Source organism: Microvirga rosea (assembly GCF_020595095.1).
Lineage (GTDB): Bacteria > Pseudomonadota > Alphaproteobacteria > Rhizobiales > Beijerinckiaceae > Microvirga > Microvirga rosea.
Window position 1 is genome coordinate 34,728 of the sequence record NZ_JAJDOP010000005.1, and the last position, 13,601, is coordinate 48,328.

General features: G+C 61.4%; 16 protein-coding genes and 4 tRNA genes. 9 read left to right on the forward strand and 11 right to left on the reverse strand.

Features of this window, described 5'->3' with window-relative positions; translation table 11 throughout:
• Positions 1-11 precede the first annotated feature (11 nt).
• A complete protein-coding gene (locus LJD17_RS14065) occupies positions 12-398 on the reverse strand; it encodes a helix-turn-helix domain-containing protein (RefSeq protein ID WP_227384827.1) in 387 nt (128 codons plus the stop codon).
• Positions 399-509: 111 nt separating this feature from the next.
• Between LJD17_RS14065 and LJD17_RS14070 the strand changes: the two genes are divergently transcribed.
• The 3 genes from LJD17_RS14070 (at position 510) to LJD17_RS14080 (ending at position 2,209) form a co-directional block, all read left to right on the forward strand.
• On the forward strand, positions 510-1,241 hold the full coding sequence (locus LJD17_RS14070) for a helix-turn-helix transcriptional regulator (protein WP_227384828.1): 732 nt from the start codon (positions 510-512) through the stop codon (positions 1,239-1,241).
• A gap of 94 nt (positions 1,242-1,335) precedes the next feature.
• Positions 1,336-1,977, forward strand: coding sequence for an acyl-homoserine-lactone synthase (locus LJD17_RS14075; RefSeq protein WP_227384829.1), 642 nt, complete (start codon positions 1,336-1,338; stop codon positions 1,975-1,977).
• Between the two features lie 40 nt (positions 1,978-2,017).
• Positions 2,018-2,209, forward strand: coding sequence for a hypothetical protein (locus LJD17_RS14080; RefSeq protein ID WP_227384830.1), 192 nt, complete (start codon positions 2,018-2,020; stop codon positions 2,207-2,209).
• A 66-nt stretch (positions 2,210-2,275) separates the two neighbouring features.
• Here the strand turns inward: LJD17_RS14080 and LJD17_RS14085 are convergent, their stop codons facing one another.
• On the reverse strand, positions 2,276-2,770 hold the full coding sequence (locus LJD17_RS14085; RefSeq protein ID WP_227384831.1) for a YciE/YciF ferroxidase family protein: 495 nt from the start codon (positions 2,768-2,770) through the stop codon (positions 2,276-2,278).
• Between the two features lie 149 nt (positions 2,771-2,919).
• Between LJD17_RS14085 and LJD17_RS14090 the strand changes: the two genes are divergently transcribed.
• Complete coding sequence (locus LJD17_RS14090) at positions 2,920-3,150, forward strand: YgaP-like transmembrane domain (RefSeq protein ID WP_406600811.1); 231 nt, start codon at positions 2,920-2,922, stop codon at positions 3,148-3,150.
• A 70-nt stretch (positions 3,151-3,220) separates the two neighbouring features.
• On the opposite strand, the gene LJD17_RS14095 is transcribed toward LJD17_RS14090, so the two are convergent.
• The 8 genes from LJD17_RS14095 to LJD17_RS14130 all read right to left on the reverse strand — a co-directional run bounded on the left by LJD17_RS14095 (position 3,221) and on the right by LJD17_RS14130 (position 7,864).
• Positions 3,221-3,490, reverse strand: coding sequence for a GlsB/YeaQ/YmgE family stress response membrane protein (locus LJD17_RS14095; RefSeq protein WP_227384832.1), 270 nt, complete (start codon positions 3,488-3,490; stop codon positions 3,221-3,223).
• Between the two features lie 117 nt (positions 3,491-3,607).
• A tRNA-Asp gene (locus tag LJD17_RS14100) sits at positions 3,608-3,684 on the reverse strand.
• An 11-nt stretch (positions 3,685-3,695) separates the two neighbouring features.
• Positions 3,696-3,770 (reverse strand) — tRNA-Gly (locus LJD17_RS14105).
• Positions 3,771-3,793: 23 nt separating this feature from the next.
• Positions 3,794-3,869 (reverse strand) — tRNA-Ala (locus tag LJD17_RS14110).
• 107 nt (positions 3,870-3,976) lie between these two features.
• Positions 3,977-4,053 (reverse strand) — tRNA-Arg (locus LJD17_RS14115).
• A 117-nt stretch (positions 4,054-4,170) separates the two neighbouring features.
• On the reverse strand, positions 4,171-5,598 hold the full coding sequence (locus LJD17_RS14120) for a sensor histidine kinase (protein WP_227384833.1): 1,428 nt from the start codon (positions 5,596-5,598) through the stop codon (positions 4,171-4,173).
• Between the two features lie 8 nt (positions 5,599-5,606).
• Entirely contained in the window at positions 5,607-7,070 is a 1,464-nt protein-coding gene (locus LJD17_RS14125; protein WP_227384834.1) for a dihydrolipoyl dehydrogenase family protein, read from the reverse strand.
• Positions 7,067-7,864: a TVP38/TMEM64 family protein gene (locus tag LJD17_RS14130; RefSeq protein WP_227384835.1), complete on the reverse strand. Its 798-nt coding sequence runs from the start codon at positions 7,862-7,864 to the stop codon at positions 7,067-7,069. Before LJD17_RS14130 ends, LJD17_RS14125 begins: the two co-directional genes overlap by 4 nt.
• 263 nt (positions 7,865-8,127) lie before the next feature.
• On the opposite strand from LJD17_RS14130, the gene rpmH reads away from it, so the two are divergent.
• From rpmH to LJD17_RS14150, 4 genes are all read left to right on the forward strand, one after another.
• A complete protein-coding gene (gene rpmH, locus LJD17_RS14135) occupies positions 8,128-8,262 on the forward strand; it encodes a 50S ribosomal protein L34 (RefSeq protein WP_027314822.1) in 135 nt (44 codons plus the stop codon).
• A 21-nt stretch (positions 8,263-8,283) separates the two neighbouring features.
• Positions 8,284-8,724: a ribonuclease P protein component gene (gene rnpA / locus LJD17_RS14140; protein WP_227384836.1), complete on the forward strand. Its 441-nt coding sequence runs from the start codon at positions 8,284-8,286 to the stop codon at positions 8,722-8,724.
• On the forward strand, positions 8,717-10,561 hold the full coding sequence (gene yidC, locus LJD17_RS14145) for a membrane protein insertase YidC (RefSeq protein ID WP_227384837.1): 1,845 nt from the start codon (positions 8,717-8,719) through the stop codon (positions 10,559-10,561). The genes rnpA and yidC overlap by 8 nt, the downstream gene beginning before the upstream one ends.
• A gap of 76 nt (positions 10,562-10,637) precedes the next feature.
• Positions 10,638-11,279 (forward strand): CatB-related O-acetyltransferase, encoded by a 642-nt coding sequence (locus LJD17_RS14150; RefSeq protein ID WP_227384838.1) that lies wholly within the window; start codon positions 10,638-10,640, stop codon positions 11,277-11,279.
• Between the two features lie 15 nt (positions 11,280-11,294).
• Here the strand turns inward: LJD17_RS14150 and LJD17_RS14155 are convergent, their stop codons facing one another.
• Positions 11,295-11,879, reverse strand: coding sequence for an NUDIX domain-containing protein (locus LJD17_RS14155; protein ID WP_227384839.1), 585 nt, complete (start codon positions 11,877-11,879; stop codon positions 11,295-11,297).
• Between the two features lie 152 nt (positions 11,880-12,031).
• On the opposite strand from LJD17_RS14155, the gene LJD17_RS14160 reads away from it, so the two are divergent.
• Positions 12,032-13,591 (forward strand): CYTH and CHAD domain-containing protein, encoded by a 1,560-nt coding sequence (locus LJD17_RS14160; RefSeq protein WP_227384840.1) that lies wholly within the window; start codon positions 12,032-12,034, stop codon positions 13,589-13,591.
• Positions 13,592-13,601 lie beyond the last annotated feature (10 nt).

The window sequence follows — 13,601 nt, forward strand, 5'->3', positions numbered from 1 at the left end:
CCGCTCCGGCCTCAGCGCGACGAGGCCAGCCAATCCACCAGATCGGCAACCTTCCTGCGGGCCTCGCCATCCTGGAGGCGCAAGAAGCTGCGGACCAGACGCTCGCTTTCGGGCACCAGCATGAACTCGTTCATCAGTCCTTCTCCCGAAGTTCCACCTGGACCGATTTCCGGCAACCCCTCGAAGAAGAACTCTATTCCGACGCCGAGGATCTGACCGATGGCGAGAAGTCGGCTCGCCCCGATGCGATTGGTTCCCTTTTCGTATTTCTGGACCTGCTGAAACGTCAGGCCGAGAGCATCGCCGAGCTTTTCCTGGCTCATGCCTACCGTGATGCGCCGAAGGCGGACACGATTGCCGATATGCTTGTCGATTGGACCAGGCGACTTCTTCTGCACGGGGACCTCCAGCGATGGCGCGAGCATAGCGGGCTTCGACCGACTCTCAAACCAAAAGTTGAATAGACTCGTCTTTCACCTCATAGTTGAGTAAGTTCTGGAGGATGTCCCGTGCTCGGCGACCGCACTGATTACGCAAAGGAAGCCTTCGCTTTCATCGAAAGCCTGGAGCTCTTGACGGCTCCTCAGGGCGTCATCGATGCCATGGAGCGATCCTTCTCCCGGTTCGGCTTCGAGAATTTCATCATCACCGGACTGCCTCACCCGGAGCAGCGGATCGAGCGGCTCGTCCTTCTCAAGAAATGGCCGCTGGAATGGTACCGGATATACACCAGCCAAGGTTATGACCGGTACGATCCGGTCATCCGTCTTTGCCGCCAGACCGTTCAACCCTTCGAATGGTCGGAGGCGCCCTATCATCCTCGCGAGGAGCCGAGAGCCGCCGAGGTGATGATCCGGGCAGGCGAGTTCGGCATGCGAGAGGGCTATTGCCTGCCCATCCATGGCTTGAACGGGTACGAAGCCTGCCTGTCGATGAGCGGAAGGGCGCTGGACCTGAGCCCCCAAACCAAACCGGCCATCCATCTCATGGCCATGTACGCGTTCGAGCGTGCTCGCCAGATCCTCTCCCCGCCGCAAACGGACAACCCTTTAACGGCACGGGAGCGGGAAGCCCTGCGCTGGGCGGCAGCCGGCAAGTCCGCCCTGGACACCAGCATCATCATGGGGGTCACCGAACGGACCATCACGGCTCATATCGCCAGCGCCTGTCACAAGCTGAGCGCCGTCAACAAGACTCATGCGGTCGTGCGGGCTCTGCAGCACCGCTTCATTCATCTCTGATGGTTCGCCTGCCGTAACGGCACCTGTAATTTCCTACAATAGGCATCCGTCGTTTGCCGTGGACAGTGATCCTCATCACCGGAGATCACCCGACATGACAACGGTTCACGTCATTACTGCAGAGAACAGATCATCCTACCGTACGATCCTCGATACGTACTTCCAGGCCCGGCACGAGGTCTTCGTGAAAGAAAGGGGATGGCGGGCGCTCGACCGTGGCGACGGCCGCGACATCGACGCTTACGATAACGACAACGCGACATATCTTCTTGCCCTTGAAGGAGACCGTGTCGTCGGAGGCCTCAGGCTCTACCCGACGATGCTGCCGCATATGATCAGCGAAGCGTTTCCGCAGCTGGTTCACGGACGCATCCTTCGCGGCCACCACGTCCTTGAATGCACCCGCTACTTCGTGGTGCGGCAACGTCGGATGGGCAGGACCGATTGCCGCCTGTTGGCCGCCTTTCAACAGTTCTGTCTCGATGAGGGCATTACGGAAGTCTCGGCCGTCGTCGAAATGTGGTGGCTTCCGCGCTGGCATCAGGCCGGCTTCAAGATCAGGCCCCTCGGTCTGCCCGTCATGGTCGAGGATCAGGCGTGCGTGGCCGTCTCGATTTCCGTCTCGTCCGACAGCCTTGCCCATCTTCGTCGCCTCGCCGGCCTGCAGGGCCCCTACCTCGTCAGGCAGGGCCTGTCCTTTCCGTCTCTCCCACAGGTGCCTTATGCGGCAGCCTAACGACCAAGCCTACGGGGCCTTTGTTCAGGAGGAGATGACCATGGCTGTCAGCGCCAGTATTTTGAAGGTCATCGAAGGCCTCTCTCCGATATCGCGCTTGCGCGTTCTGGCGTTTCTCCATCTTCTGGAGAACCCGAAAATCTTGAAGACGTCCTTGGAAGTCGACCCGTCCGGAGATCTGAGGCTGATCCTGACCGCCGGTGACCAACCGGTCCAACGGGCCAGTCACTGACGCATCTGGTCCCTTCCCCGCCTGTGCGGGGGGAAGGGACAGACTATAGAGATAGGGAAGGATTGCTTACGCAGCCTTGGTGTTGACGCGAGCTTCGGCGAGCTTCGTCAGGAGCTCGTCGGTCTTCTTTTCCTCGGCGAGGTTCTGTTCGAGCAATCTCGCTGCGTCCTGCATGCCAAGTTCCATGGCCCAGGTCTTCAGGGTGCCGTAGCGGGTGATTTCATAGTGCTCAACAGCCTGAGCGGCGGCAAGAATTCCGGCATCCAGAGCTTCGCTGTCAGCGAAGTCTTCCATGACTTCCTTACCTTCTTCGATGATCCCGTTGATGGCTTCGCATTGGACGCCACGGGCCGGCTTGCCGATCAGCTTAAAAATCTGTTCCAAGCGCTCGATCTGCCCTTCGGTCTCGTCGCGATGGGTTTCGAAAGCCTGCTTCAACTCTTCGGACTCGGCGTTCTTGGCCATCCTGGGCAGCGCCTTCAGGATCTGCTTTTCAGCGTAATAGACGTCCTTCAGGGTATGAAGGAACAAATCGTTCAAAGTCTTTTCCTTGCTCGGCATGATGACAAACTCCCTATCGTTGAGCGTGGACTCAACGACAGCCAAGGTAGGTGGTTCCCGCTCATTTCCAGTCTCCCCAAGATTCACGGAACTGGAACTCCCGCGCAGAGCGTCGCGTTGCGGTTACGGTTTTCCCAAAGGAGATGAACGTGGCGAATGCGACTTCCGACGAACAGAATCTCACGACCATGGAACGGGCTGCCTATATCGTGGCGGGGCTCGGGCTGGCCGCGGCAGGCGCGAAGCCTCGTCCCAATCCGCTCCTGAATGTCGCCGCTCTTCTGGGCGGCTCTTATCTCGCATGGCGCGGTTATGTCGGCAGCTGCCCCGTCAAGGGCGCCCTGTTCGGCCCCGATGGCTCGACGCCGCGCCTCGGCTGAGAATGCGCATGCGAAAACGGGCTGCAAGACGATCTTGCAGCCCGTTTGTTTGACGCCTTGAACTGAAAACTCAGTACGTCGAGGTGGAGCGGCTGCGGCCGGCGATCAGACCCCAGATGAAGAGGACGATGATCGCGCCGACGACGGCGCCGATGAAGCCAGCGCCCTCATCCGCCCGATACCAGCCGAGAGCCTGACCCAGGTAAGTGGCCACGAAAGCCCCGACGATGCCGAGGATAGTCGTGAGGATGAAGCCCGACGGCTCGTTCCGTCCGGGCATGATGAGCTTGGCGATAACGCCAGCCACGAAGCCGATGATGATTGTCCAGATGATACTCATGTGATGTGTTCCCCGTGTCCGGTAGCTCACAGGAAACGCGCAGACGTAGCTAAGGTTGCGCAGGCAAATCGATTGCTGTGGAAATCGGACGCTTTAAGGGGAATCCAAGGGATCGACTGGCGCGGGCGACGGGGCTCGAACCCGCGACCTCCGGCGTGACAGGCCGGCACTCTAACCGACTGAGCTACGCCCGCGCATCGATGTTTGGAGCGGGCGAAGGGATTCGAACCCTCGACCCCAACCTTGGCAAGGTTGTGCTCTACCCCTGAGCTACACCCGCACGCTCCGTCATTCCTCTTCGGTTGGTGGAGCCAGGCGGAATCGAACCGCCGACCTCTTGAATGCCATTCAAGCGCTCTCCCAACTGAGCTATGGCCCCAAGCCGAACAGGATATGTCAGCCCCGGCACCCGAGCCTTACGACCGGGCTCCGAGGATAGTCTCTCCTCAAAGCAGCGCAATGCTGATCGAAGATTCTTCATAAGAATGGCGCGCCCGAAAGGATTCGAACCTCTGACCCCCAGATTCGTAGTCTGGTGCTCTATCCAGCTGAGCTACGGGCGCCTACTCGGTCGCCGCTTGCAAGAAGCAGCGTTGTCCGGAGGACGGCTGAATTAAAGTGTTCGAACCGGGTTGGCAAGCCTCTTTCTCACGAAGCTGCGCCCATGAATCAAAATTTTTTCACGCAGCCTGCCGGTCGGGGATCTGCACGCGGAAACATGTGCCGGTGTTACTCTCCGCCAGGGAAATAGTGCCCCCATGGAGGTGGACCAGCTCGGCCGTGATGGCCAGCCCGAGGCCCGTCCCACCTTTTCGAGCCGAACCTTGGAAAGGCGAGAAGAGATCCGCACGGACACGTTCCGGAATTCCCGGGCCGTTGTCCTTCACGTCGATGACGACGGCATTCCCCTCCCTGATCGCACTCACGGCGATTCGCGGAGAGCCTTCGAAGGATCCGGCCTGGCTCAGCGCCTGAACGGCGTTCCGGACCAGATTCACCAGAATTCGGGAAAGCTGATCGGGATCCGCATCGATCACGAGCCCTTCGGGCACATGCCGTTCGAAAGCGATTCCCTTCTCGGGAGCAAGATCGGTCAGATGCGCGAGATCCTCGACCATCGGCTCCAGGGGAATCAGTTGGCGCTGCGGCAGACGTTCCGTCGCCCGTCCATAGGCGAGTGTCGCCTCGCAAAAGGCGATCGCGCGCCCCAGCGTCGAGATCAAACGCGGAGCGATATTCTGGACCCGCTCGTCGTTCACGCGGTCCAGCCGGTCCGTCAGGAGCTGGGCCGTCGTCAACATGTTGCGCAGCTCGTGATTGATCTTGCTTACCGCGAGCCCAAGCTCGGCGAGCCGCCGCTTCTGTCGGAGCTCGTCGGCGAGCGTTGTTTCCATGCGTGCGAGCGCCTGCTCCGCCAGACCGATTTCGTCAGCGCGGTCGGTTGGCTGGATCACGCGGGACGCATCCTCCGGATTTCTGGAGAATTCGGCGATGTTGCCTGTCAGGCGGCGCACGGGACGCACGATCACCCATTGAAGGGCGAAATACACCAGACACGCGGTCAGGCCGGAAATGAACAGCGACACCAGCAGGATATTGCGCGAGAAGATCAGCATCGCATTCCGCAGAGGCTTGGTGTCGAGAAGGATTTCGACAAACTCGACCCCCATGCCCGAGCCGATGATGCGGACGGGATGGGTGGGAGGATTGACCATGAGGTCGAAGGCGTCCCGGATGCTCTGTACCCATGTCACGCTGCGCAGGTCCACGGTCTTGTCGACCTCGGAAGGCATGTCTCCCGTGGCGAGGAGGCTTCGACGCCCCCCACCCCGGATGGCGATGGCCTTGGCCCCTACTCCGGAAAGAATCCGCATTTCCAGATCGCCCGCGGGGTTCTGATCCGGCGCCGCATCCAGCACCATTGCGGCGATTTGCGCCGCCGCGAGACGATCATTGAGCCAGGTGAGCCGGAAATTGGCGACCGACGGGACGTAAATCAGCACTTCCGCAATCATGACGAAGAGAATCGTCAGAAGGAGCAGGCGCGCGGAAAGGCCGAAACGCCTGAGGATTCCCCCTTTGAGGAAATGCGGTCGCTCAGCTCTCATCCTGTCCTTTACCCCAGGCGGCCGACGAGACCGGCCAGACGTCTGAGCCATGGATTCTGCGCCGAGGGCTTCAGAAATTCCACTGCGGCAGTTTTCGTGGCTTCCGACAACGTCAGATGCGGATAGACAAGCCCCGCGAGATCCCCGACCTTCAGGCCCTTGGTCATGGCCAGGCCCCAAGGCACGATCAGATCCCCGGCCCGCGGGCCCACGATCGTACACCCGAGAATCCGCCCATTGGGCGTAACGACCGCTTTGACATGCCCGGCCATGTCCCGTTCCGCGCGCGCCCGGCCATTGTCGGAAAACGGGGATCGCAGGATGCGGATATGTCCGTATCGGGCGCGAGCCTCTTCCTCGGCCATCCCGATGGCTGCCAGCTCCGGGGCGGTTCGGACGATGCGCGGGATCGGGATTGCTTCCAAATGAACCGGGAGCCGGAACAGGATATTGCGGACGACAAGTCCCGCATGATGGTCCGTTTCCTGAACTGGTGAGCCCGCATGGCCGCGGACGCAGGTCCCGATCGCATAAATTCGCGCATTCGCGGTGCGCAGGCCGCGATCCACCTGGATCCCCGTGGAATCGGCCTTGATCCGAGCCTTGTCGAGGCCGAATCCTTCGAGGTTCGGAGAGCGTCCTGCCGCAACCAGGAGATGGCTTGCCTCCAAAGTCTCTTCAGACTCGCCATTCTTCACAACCGCCGCAAAGGCCGCATCGCCCCGCTTCTCGATTCGGTCGAGAATCATGCCCGTTCGGATGACGACGCCCTCCGAGCGGAGCGTTCGGTCGACCACGGCCGCCATTTCGGGATCTTCGTCTTCGAGGATGCGGGCACTGGCGCCGATGAGAGTGACCTGCGCCCCCAGGCGGCGATAGGCCTGTGCCGCCTCGACCGCAACGGGACCGTCTCCGAGAACGATGAGGTGGCTTGGTAGTGTCGTGCGATCCAGCGGGGTGTCGCATGTCAGGTAGGGAATGGCCTCCAGACCCGGAATACCGGGAATCGACGACCGGGAGCCGGTCGCAAGGACGAACCGGCGGGCCCTGACGAGTTCGCCCCCGGCTGCGAGGACGGCCCGGTCGACGAACTCGGCTCCGCCTTCGAGCACCCGGACGCCCATGGCCCTGTATCGCTCCAGAGCGTTCATGGGAGCAGCGGATCGAAGCACGTCCTGGACATGGGCCCGGACGGCTTCAAACGCGATATCCGGCTCCTGTCCCAGGCCGATTCCGAAGCGGCCGGCATGGCGACCACCGAATGCCTGATCGGCGGCGGCGCGCAGGGCCTGTGCCTGAAGGGTCCCGGCCGGGAGCCGATAGGTCTCCCTGTCGTGACCGACGAGCACCACCGACGCGCCGAACGCGGTCGCCATGGCGGCAACGGACAATCCTGCGGGATCGCTCCCGATGACGCACACATCCGGTCTCAACGCGGCCCTTTTCTGATCGGGCTTCTTTGTCGAAGTCACGCTCGCTCCTTTACGGTCCGGCTCCGCCACCATCGAAACAGGATGGGAAACAGAGCCAGGATACTCAATACGCCCAAGGCTATCATCAATTCGGCGGTGAGAAGGTCTTGAAGGCTCAGGGAAACGCGACAGTCGCCCCGGCCGGTCGCCAGACACTGCTGAAGGATTTCATTTTCCTGGTCAATCACATGATCCAGTCCCGACCCGGCGACCGCGAAGGCGAATGCGGTGGGGAGCATGCCGAGCTGCGTCGCCAGGATGAAGGTCTTGAGCCGCACGCCGAAGACCGCCGCGGCCAGATTGGTGACCCAGAAGGGCATGACCGGCAGGATGCGGAGAAACAGCACATAAGAGAACGCATTGCGGTTGAAGCCCTTGGCCAGGGCCTGGATCCGGGCGCCCGCCCAGCGGCGCAGCACCTCACCCAGGGAGGTTCGGGCGATCAGAAAGATGTTGGTTGCTCCAACCGTGGCCGATACGGCGGCGATGATGCCGCCGAACGCCCACCCGAAAAGATACCCCCCCAGCGTCGACAGGAAGGCGGAAGCCGGAATGGATAAGGTGGTGATGCCGATATATGCCAGGATATAGACCCCGAACGCCGCAAGGCGGCGCTCGTCCACAAAATGCCGGACCGCGTCATAATGGCGGACCAAGCTGTCAAGGCTGAGGGCATGGTGCAGACCGAAAGCAAAGAAAGCCCCCGCAGCGATCAGGACCAATCCGAGGGGGAGGAAACGCCATAGGGACGCACCGGGACCCTTCACTTCTTGCTGCTGTTCTTCGACGGCCACATTGTCACCCTTGTTCCTTCATCCATTTAGAGTGGCGAGGCGCCAAGCCCAAATGACGCTCACTTCCTCGTGAGGGGCGAATTGCCGGCCAAGCGCCCTGGACGAGCGTTGACTTTACGCCGCCCTTCCGTCATAAGCCCGCAAGCTGACGGCGCTCATTTCGGGCGCTGATCGTTTTTTCGAGACAGTTTCGGGGTTTCCCCACAAATCCAGACGGGCGCGAGCCTTCGAGCACCGCTGCCCCATTCGACCGGAGATGAGCCGTGAAAAGGACGTATCAACCGAGCAAGCTCGTTCGCAAGCGCCGCCATGGCTTCCGTGCGCGCATGGCGACCAAGGGTGGCCGCAAGGTCATTGCCGCTCGTCGCGCCCATGGCCGCAAGCGCCTTTCGGCGTAACCTGGCTCTCAGGGCAGACCGATGCGCGACCCTCGCGCAAGTTCGGTCGGGCGCCTGACGAAACGATCTGATTTCGTTGCGGCGGCCTCTGGCCGCCGCTTTCATACGGAGCGGATGACGGTCCAGGGCCGCCTGCGGAACGACGCTGAGCTTAGCGGCGACAGCAACCGCCTCAGGATCGGCCTGACGGTCACCAAGCGAGTCGGTCATGCAACCGAGCGGAACCGGATCAAGCGGCGGCTGAGAACCGCATGCCGCGTCGCAGGTCTGGATTATGCCGAGATCCATGCCGATATCGTGGTGATCGGACGGCGCGACATCCTCACCGCTGATTACGATCAGCTTCTTGACGATCTTCGGCGGGCGCTGCGCGTCGTCACCAAGCCGAAAACGGCGCGGCCCGAGGGCCGCCCTACCTCCTCACCTCCCAACGGCGAGCGTCGCGGACATACCCATGCGTAATGAGAACAAAAACCTCATCGTCGCCATCGTGCTGTCGATGGCGATTTTGATTGGCTGGCAGTACTTCTTCGCGGCGCCGGAGGCTGAAAAGCATCGCCAGGCGGCCCAGACCGCTCAACAATCCGCGCAGACCAACCCGGCGGCTCCGACACCGAGCCAGGCGGGAGGGCCGGCCGCTCCGGTTCCCGGAACGGTTCCGGCAACGCCCGGAGCGCCTGTGGTCGAATCCCGCGAAGCCGCGCTCGCCCGCTCGCCGCGCCTCCCGATCGAGACCCCCGCCATCATTGGCTCCATCAATCTGCGCGGCGCACGGGTCGACGACGTCTCCCTGCGGACCTACCACGAGACGGTGGATCCCAAGAGCCCCAACATCGTGCTGCTTTCGCCTACGGGCAGCCAGAATCCCTATTACGCGGAATTCGGCTGGGTCGGGGCGCAGCCCGACGCCGTCCCCGGCCCGAACACCGTCTGGACGGCCGACAAGGACAAGCTGACCCCATCGAGCCCCGTGACCCTTTCCTGGGATAACGGCAAAGGGCAGATCTTCCGCCGGGTCCTGTCCGTCGACGACAAGTTCATGTTCACGGTCAAGGACAGCGTGGAGAACCGCGGCTCGGATCCCGTGACGCTGCATCCCTATAGCCTCGTGTCCCGCCATGGCAGGCCGACCACCCTCGGCTACTACGTGCTCCATGAGGGCATGATCGGTGTCCTGGGCGACCAGGGCCTGCAGGAATATACCTACGCCAAGCTCGACAAGGAAAACCCCGTGGCCGGCCAGAACGTGGTCGGGCGGATGTGGGATAACGTGACCGGCGGGTTCGTGGGCATCACGGACAAGTACTGGGCCGCAGCCGTGATCCCCGATCAGGGACAGAGCTATCAAGGGTCCTTCACGGTTCGCCAGGATCCCAATGGACCGACCTATCAGGCCAATGTCCTGGGTGTCGCGCAGACCGTGCAGCCCGGCGCCACCGCCGAGATGACCCAGCGGATCTTCGCAGGCGCCAAGGAAGTGGCGACCGTCGATCAGTATGCGAACAACCTGAAGATCAAGAACTTCGATCTCCTGATCGACTGGGGCTGGTTCTATTTCATCACCAAGCCGCTCTTCAAGGTCCTGGACTTTTTCTACAAGCTCTTCGGCAACTTCGGCGTGGCGATCCTGCTCGTCACCGTCATCCTGAAGGCGTTGTTCTTCCCGCTTGCCAGCAAATCCTACGCCTCCATGGCGAAGATGAAGGCCGTTCAGCCTGAGATGGCTTCGATCCGCGAGCGCTACGCGGACGACAAGGTGAAGCAGCAGCAGGCGCTAATGGAGCTCTACCGCAAGGAGAAGATCAATCCGGTGGCGGGCTGCTGGCCCGTGCTGATCCAGATTCCGGTCTTCTTCGCGCTCTATAAGGTGCTCTTCGTCACCATCGAAATGCGCCATGCGCCCTTCTTCGGCTGGATCCGCGACCTTGCCGCGCCCGATCCGACATCGGTGTTCAACCTCTTCGGCCTCATTCCGTACAACCCGGGCGCCGTGCCGGTGATCGGCCACTTCCTCATGCTTGGCGCCTGGCCGCTGATCATGGGTGTGACCATGTGGCTGCAGATGAAGATGAATCCCGAGCCGCCGGATCCGGTACAAAAGCAAGTTTTCGCCTGGATGCCCGTGATCTTCACGTTCATGCTGGGCTCCTTCCCGGCGGGTCTCGTGATCTACTGGGCCTGGAACAACCTCCTCTCGGTGACTCAGCAGGCCTTCATCATGAAGAAGAACGGCGTCAGGATCGAACTGGTGCACAATCTTCGCAGCACCTTCAGCAAGAAGGCCCCCGCAAAGGGCTGACGGTGCGGAAGGAATTGAAGACGACACGATCCCCGGGCCCCAAACCCGGGGTTCTTTTTTGATGGAGTTAATGTGAATGCCGACCGGTCCCGATCCCCTGAATCCACATCCGATGGCGGGTCAGCCGCGGGTCGGCTTTCTGAAGGCCTTCGTGGACCAACCCAACATCGTCGTGGGGGAATACAGCTACTACGACGATCCGCACGGCCCTGAGCGCTTCGTGGAGCGCTGCGTCCAGCACCATTATGATTTCATCGGCGACAAATTGGTGATCGGCAGGTTCTGCGCGATCGCCATGGGCACGACGTTCATCATGAACGGCGCCAATCATGCCATGACGGGCTTTTCGACCTATCCGTTCAACATCTTCGGGAACGGCTGGGAGGAAGGCTTCGACTGGACGACGATCGAGGTCGGGCTCAAAGGCGATACGGTCATTGGAAACGACGTCTGGATCGGGCAGGACGCCACCATCATGCCGGGCGTCACGATCGGCGATGGTGCCATCGTTGCCTCCAAGGCGGTCGTGACGGGTGACGTGCCGCCCTATGCCGTTGTCGGCGGGAACCCGGCGAGGCTCATTCGCAAACGGTTCTCCGACGAGATCATCCAGGTCCTCCTGGATATCAGGTGGTGGGACTGGCCTCCCGAGAAGATCACCCGCAATCTGAACGCCATCCGCGGCGCGGATCTCGATGCCCTGAGAGAAGCCGCCTGAGCGGCTCCTCGTCGCTCACGCCCGCATCAGGCCCTTCAGCTTCATGTGCTGAAGCAGCATGATCGTCTTGCCATCGATGATTCCACCCCGGTCGATCATCAGCAAGGCCTCATCAAGGGTAGGCTCGAGCACTTCGATATCTTCCCCCTCATCCGCGGCCCCTCCTCCATCGCCGATGCGGTCGTGGGGCGCGTAACGGGCCACGAAGAAGACGAGCTGTTCCGTTACGCTGCCAGGGCTCATGAAGGCCTGGAACACCCGTTGCGGGTCGCGAAGACGATAGCCGAGCTCCTCCTCCGCCTCGTGGCGGATGCAGGTCTCCGGATCATTGTTGTCGAGAAGCCCGGCGCATGCTTCGATCAAGGGAGCCGGATGGCCGCTCACATAAGCGGGCAACCGAAACTGACGGATCAACAGAACCCTGCCGCGATCCGGATCGTAGGGCAGGATGACGGCGCCGTTGCCGCGATCGTAGGTCTGGCGGGTCTGGCGCTCCACCCGTCCATCCCGGCGCGTGTAGTCGAAGGTCACTTTCTTCAGAACGGCCCAATCGTCCGACAGGACCTCAACGGAGTGGATCCGGACCGGATCTGTCTTCATGCTGGTCTCCTGGCTGCGAGAGTGAAATATGCTCGGTTAGCATCAAGACACGAAACGGACCCCCTGACACTCCGACAGGATCGTGGGGGGCGCCCCTATTTCCTGGGGGGTGATGAGCCCTAGATTCCTAAAAGCAACGATCGCGATCTGCCATGGACAGTGCTGCCCCTAACCCTCCCCTGCCCGCCCACACTCCCTCGGGGCCGCGAGAGGTCGAACTCAAGCTCGAACTTGCGGCGGGCATGTTGGAGGATGTCCTCCGGCATCCCGCTCTGGCGAACGCATCAGCCTCAACCGATCAAAGCGGGACCCTGCAGGCGACCTATTTCGACACGCCCGACATGGCCTTGCGGGGAGCGGGACTCTCGCTTCGCATCCGGGAACGGACCGGGCGCTTCGTTCAAACGCTCAAGACCGACAGCGATGGGCAAAGCCTCGCCCTGAACCGCGGAGAATGGGAATGGACGGTCGATGGTCCCGATCTCGATCTTGAAGCCGTCGCCACGACTCCTCTGGCGGATTTTCTCGCAAAAATTGCCTCTCACGATGAGCTGAAACCGGTCTTCGTGCTCGAAACGAATCGACGGGTGTTTCGTCTGGAAAAGGGTGACACTCTCATCGAGGCCTGTCTTGATCAGGCGGAGGCCAGGGCGGGGTCACGCAATTTTCCGTTTGCGGAAGTCGAACTTGAGCTGAAGCGCGGAGATGCGGCGGCCCTGTTCTCCATCGCCTCGGAGCTTCAAGAACATGCGCGCCTGCGTCTCTCCATGACGACGAAATCCGAGCGCGGCTATCGGCTAATCGAGACACCCCATACGGGTGCCGTCAAAGCTCATCAGGTGGTCGTGGAGCCTGGAATGACCAGCCCGGAAGCGTTCCGGGTGATCGCCAGGTCCTGTTTGTCTCAGATCATCCGGAATGAGGAAATCCTGCGCCGCACCCGCAGCCCGGCCTCCCTGCATCAGATGCGGGTCGGTGTGAGACGGCTCAAGGCTGCCATCTCCTTCTTCGAGGACATGCTCGACGACCGCGAGAGCAAGGCGGTCATCGAGCGGGTGCGGTGGATCGGCAAGAAGCTTGGCCATGTCCGCGATATCGATGTTTATGCCGATGCCCTGAAGAACTCGGACGAAGGATGGGGCAGACGCGCTCTCGACGAAGCCGAAAGGCAGCGGGCCAAGGCCTACAAGTCTCTCCTCCGCACCTTTGAAAAGCCTCGCTTCATGCGTGCCATCCTCGGTCTCGCGGCCTGGATCGAGGCGGGCCGCTGGCATGCGCGCAGGAAAGCCCGCCTCGTTGCGGCGAGGGAGCTTCTGGCTGTGGACCGAGCCGCACGGGAACTTGAGAACCGCTGGGTGAAAATCCGCAAGACTTCAGGCGAACTCGGCGACATGAGCGATGGAAAGCGCCACAGGCTCCGCATCAGGATCAAGGAACTGCGCTACGGCCTTGAGTTCTTCACATCCACATTCGTGGGTGAACAAGCGGAGCAGCGTCAGCGAGAGATCCTGAGCGTTCTTGAGGATCTTCAGGATGACCTGGGCAAGATGAACGACCTCGTTGTCGCGAAAGAGCTTTTCCCCGGCTATGCCATGGGATCCCATCGAACCAAGGGACGCATGAAAAAGCTCCTGAAACGGGCCAAGGCTGCCGCACTTCGGTTGAGGAAGACTGAGCCATTCTGGGAAGAGCGCGCGGCAGACGTGTCTTGAAGAATAGCGC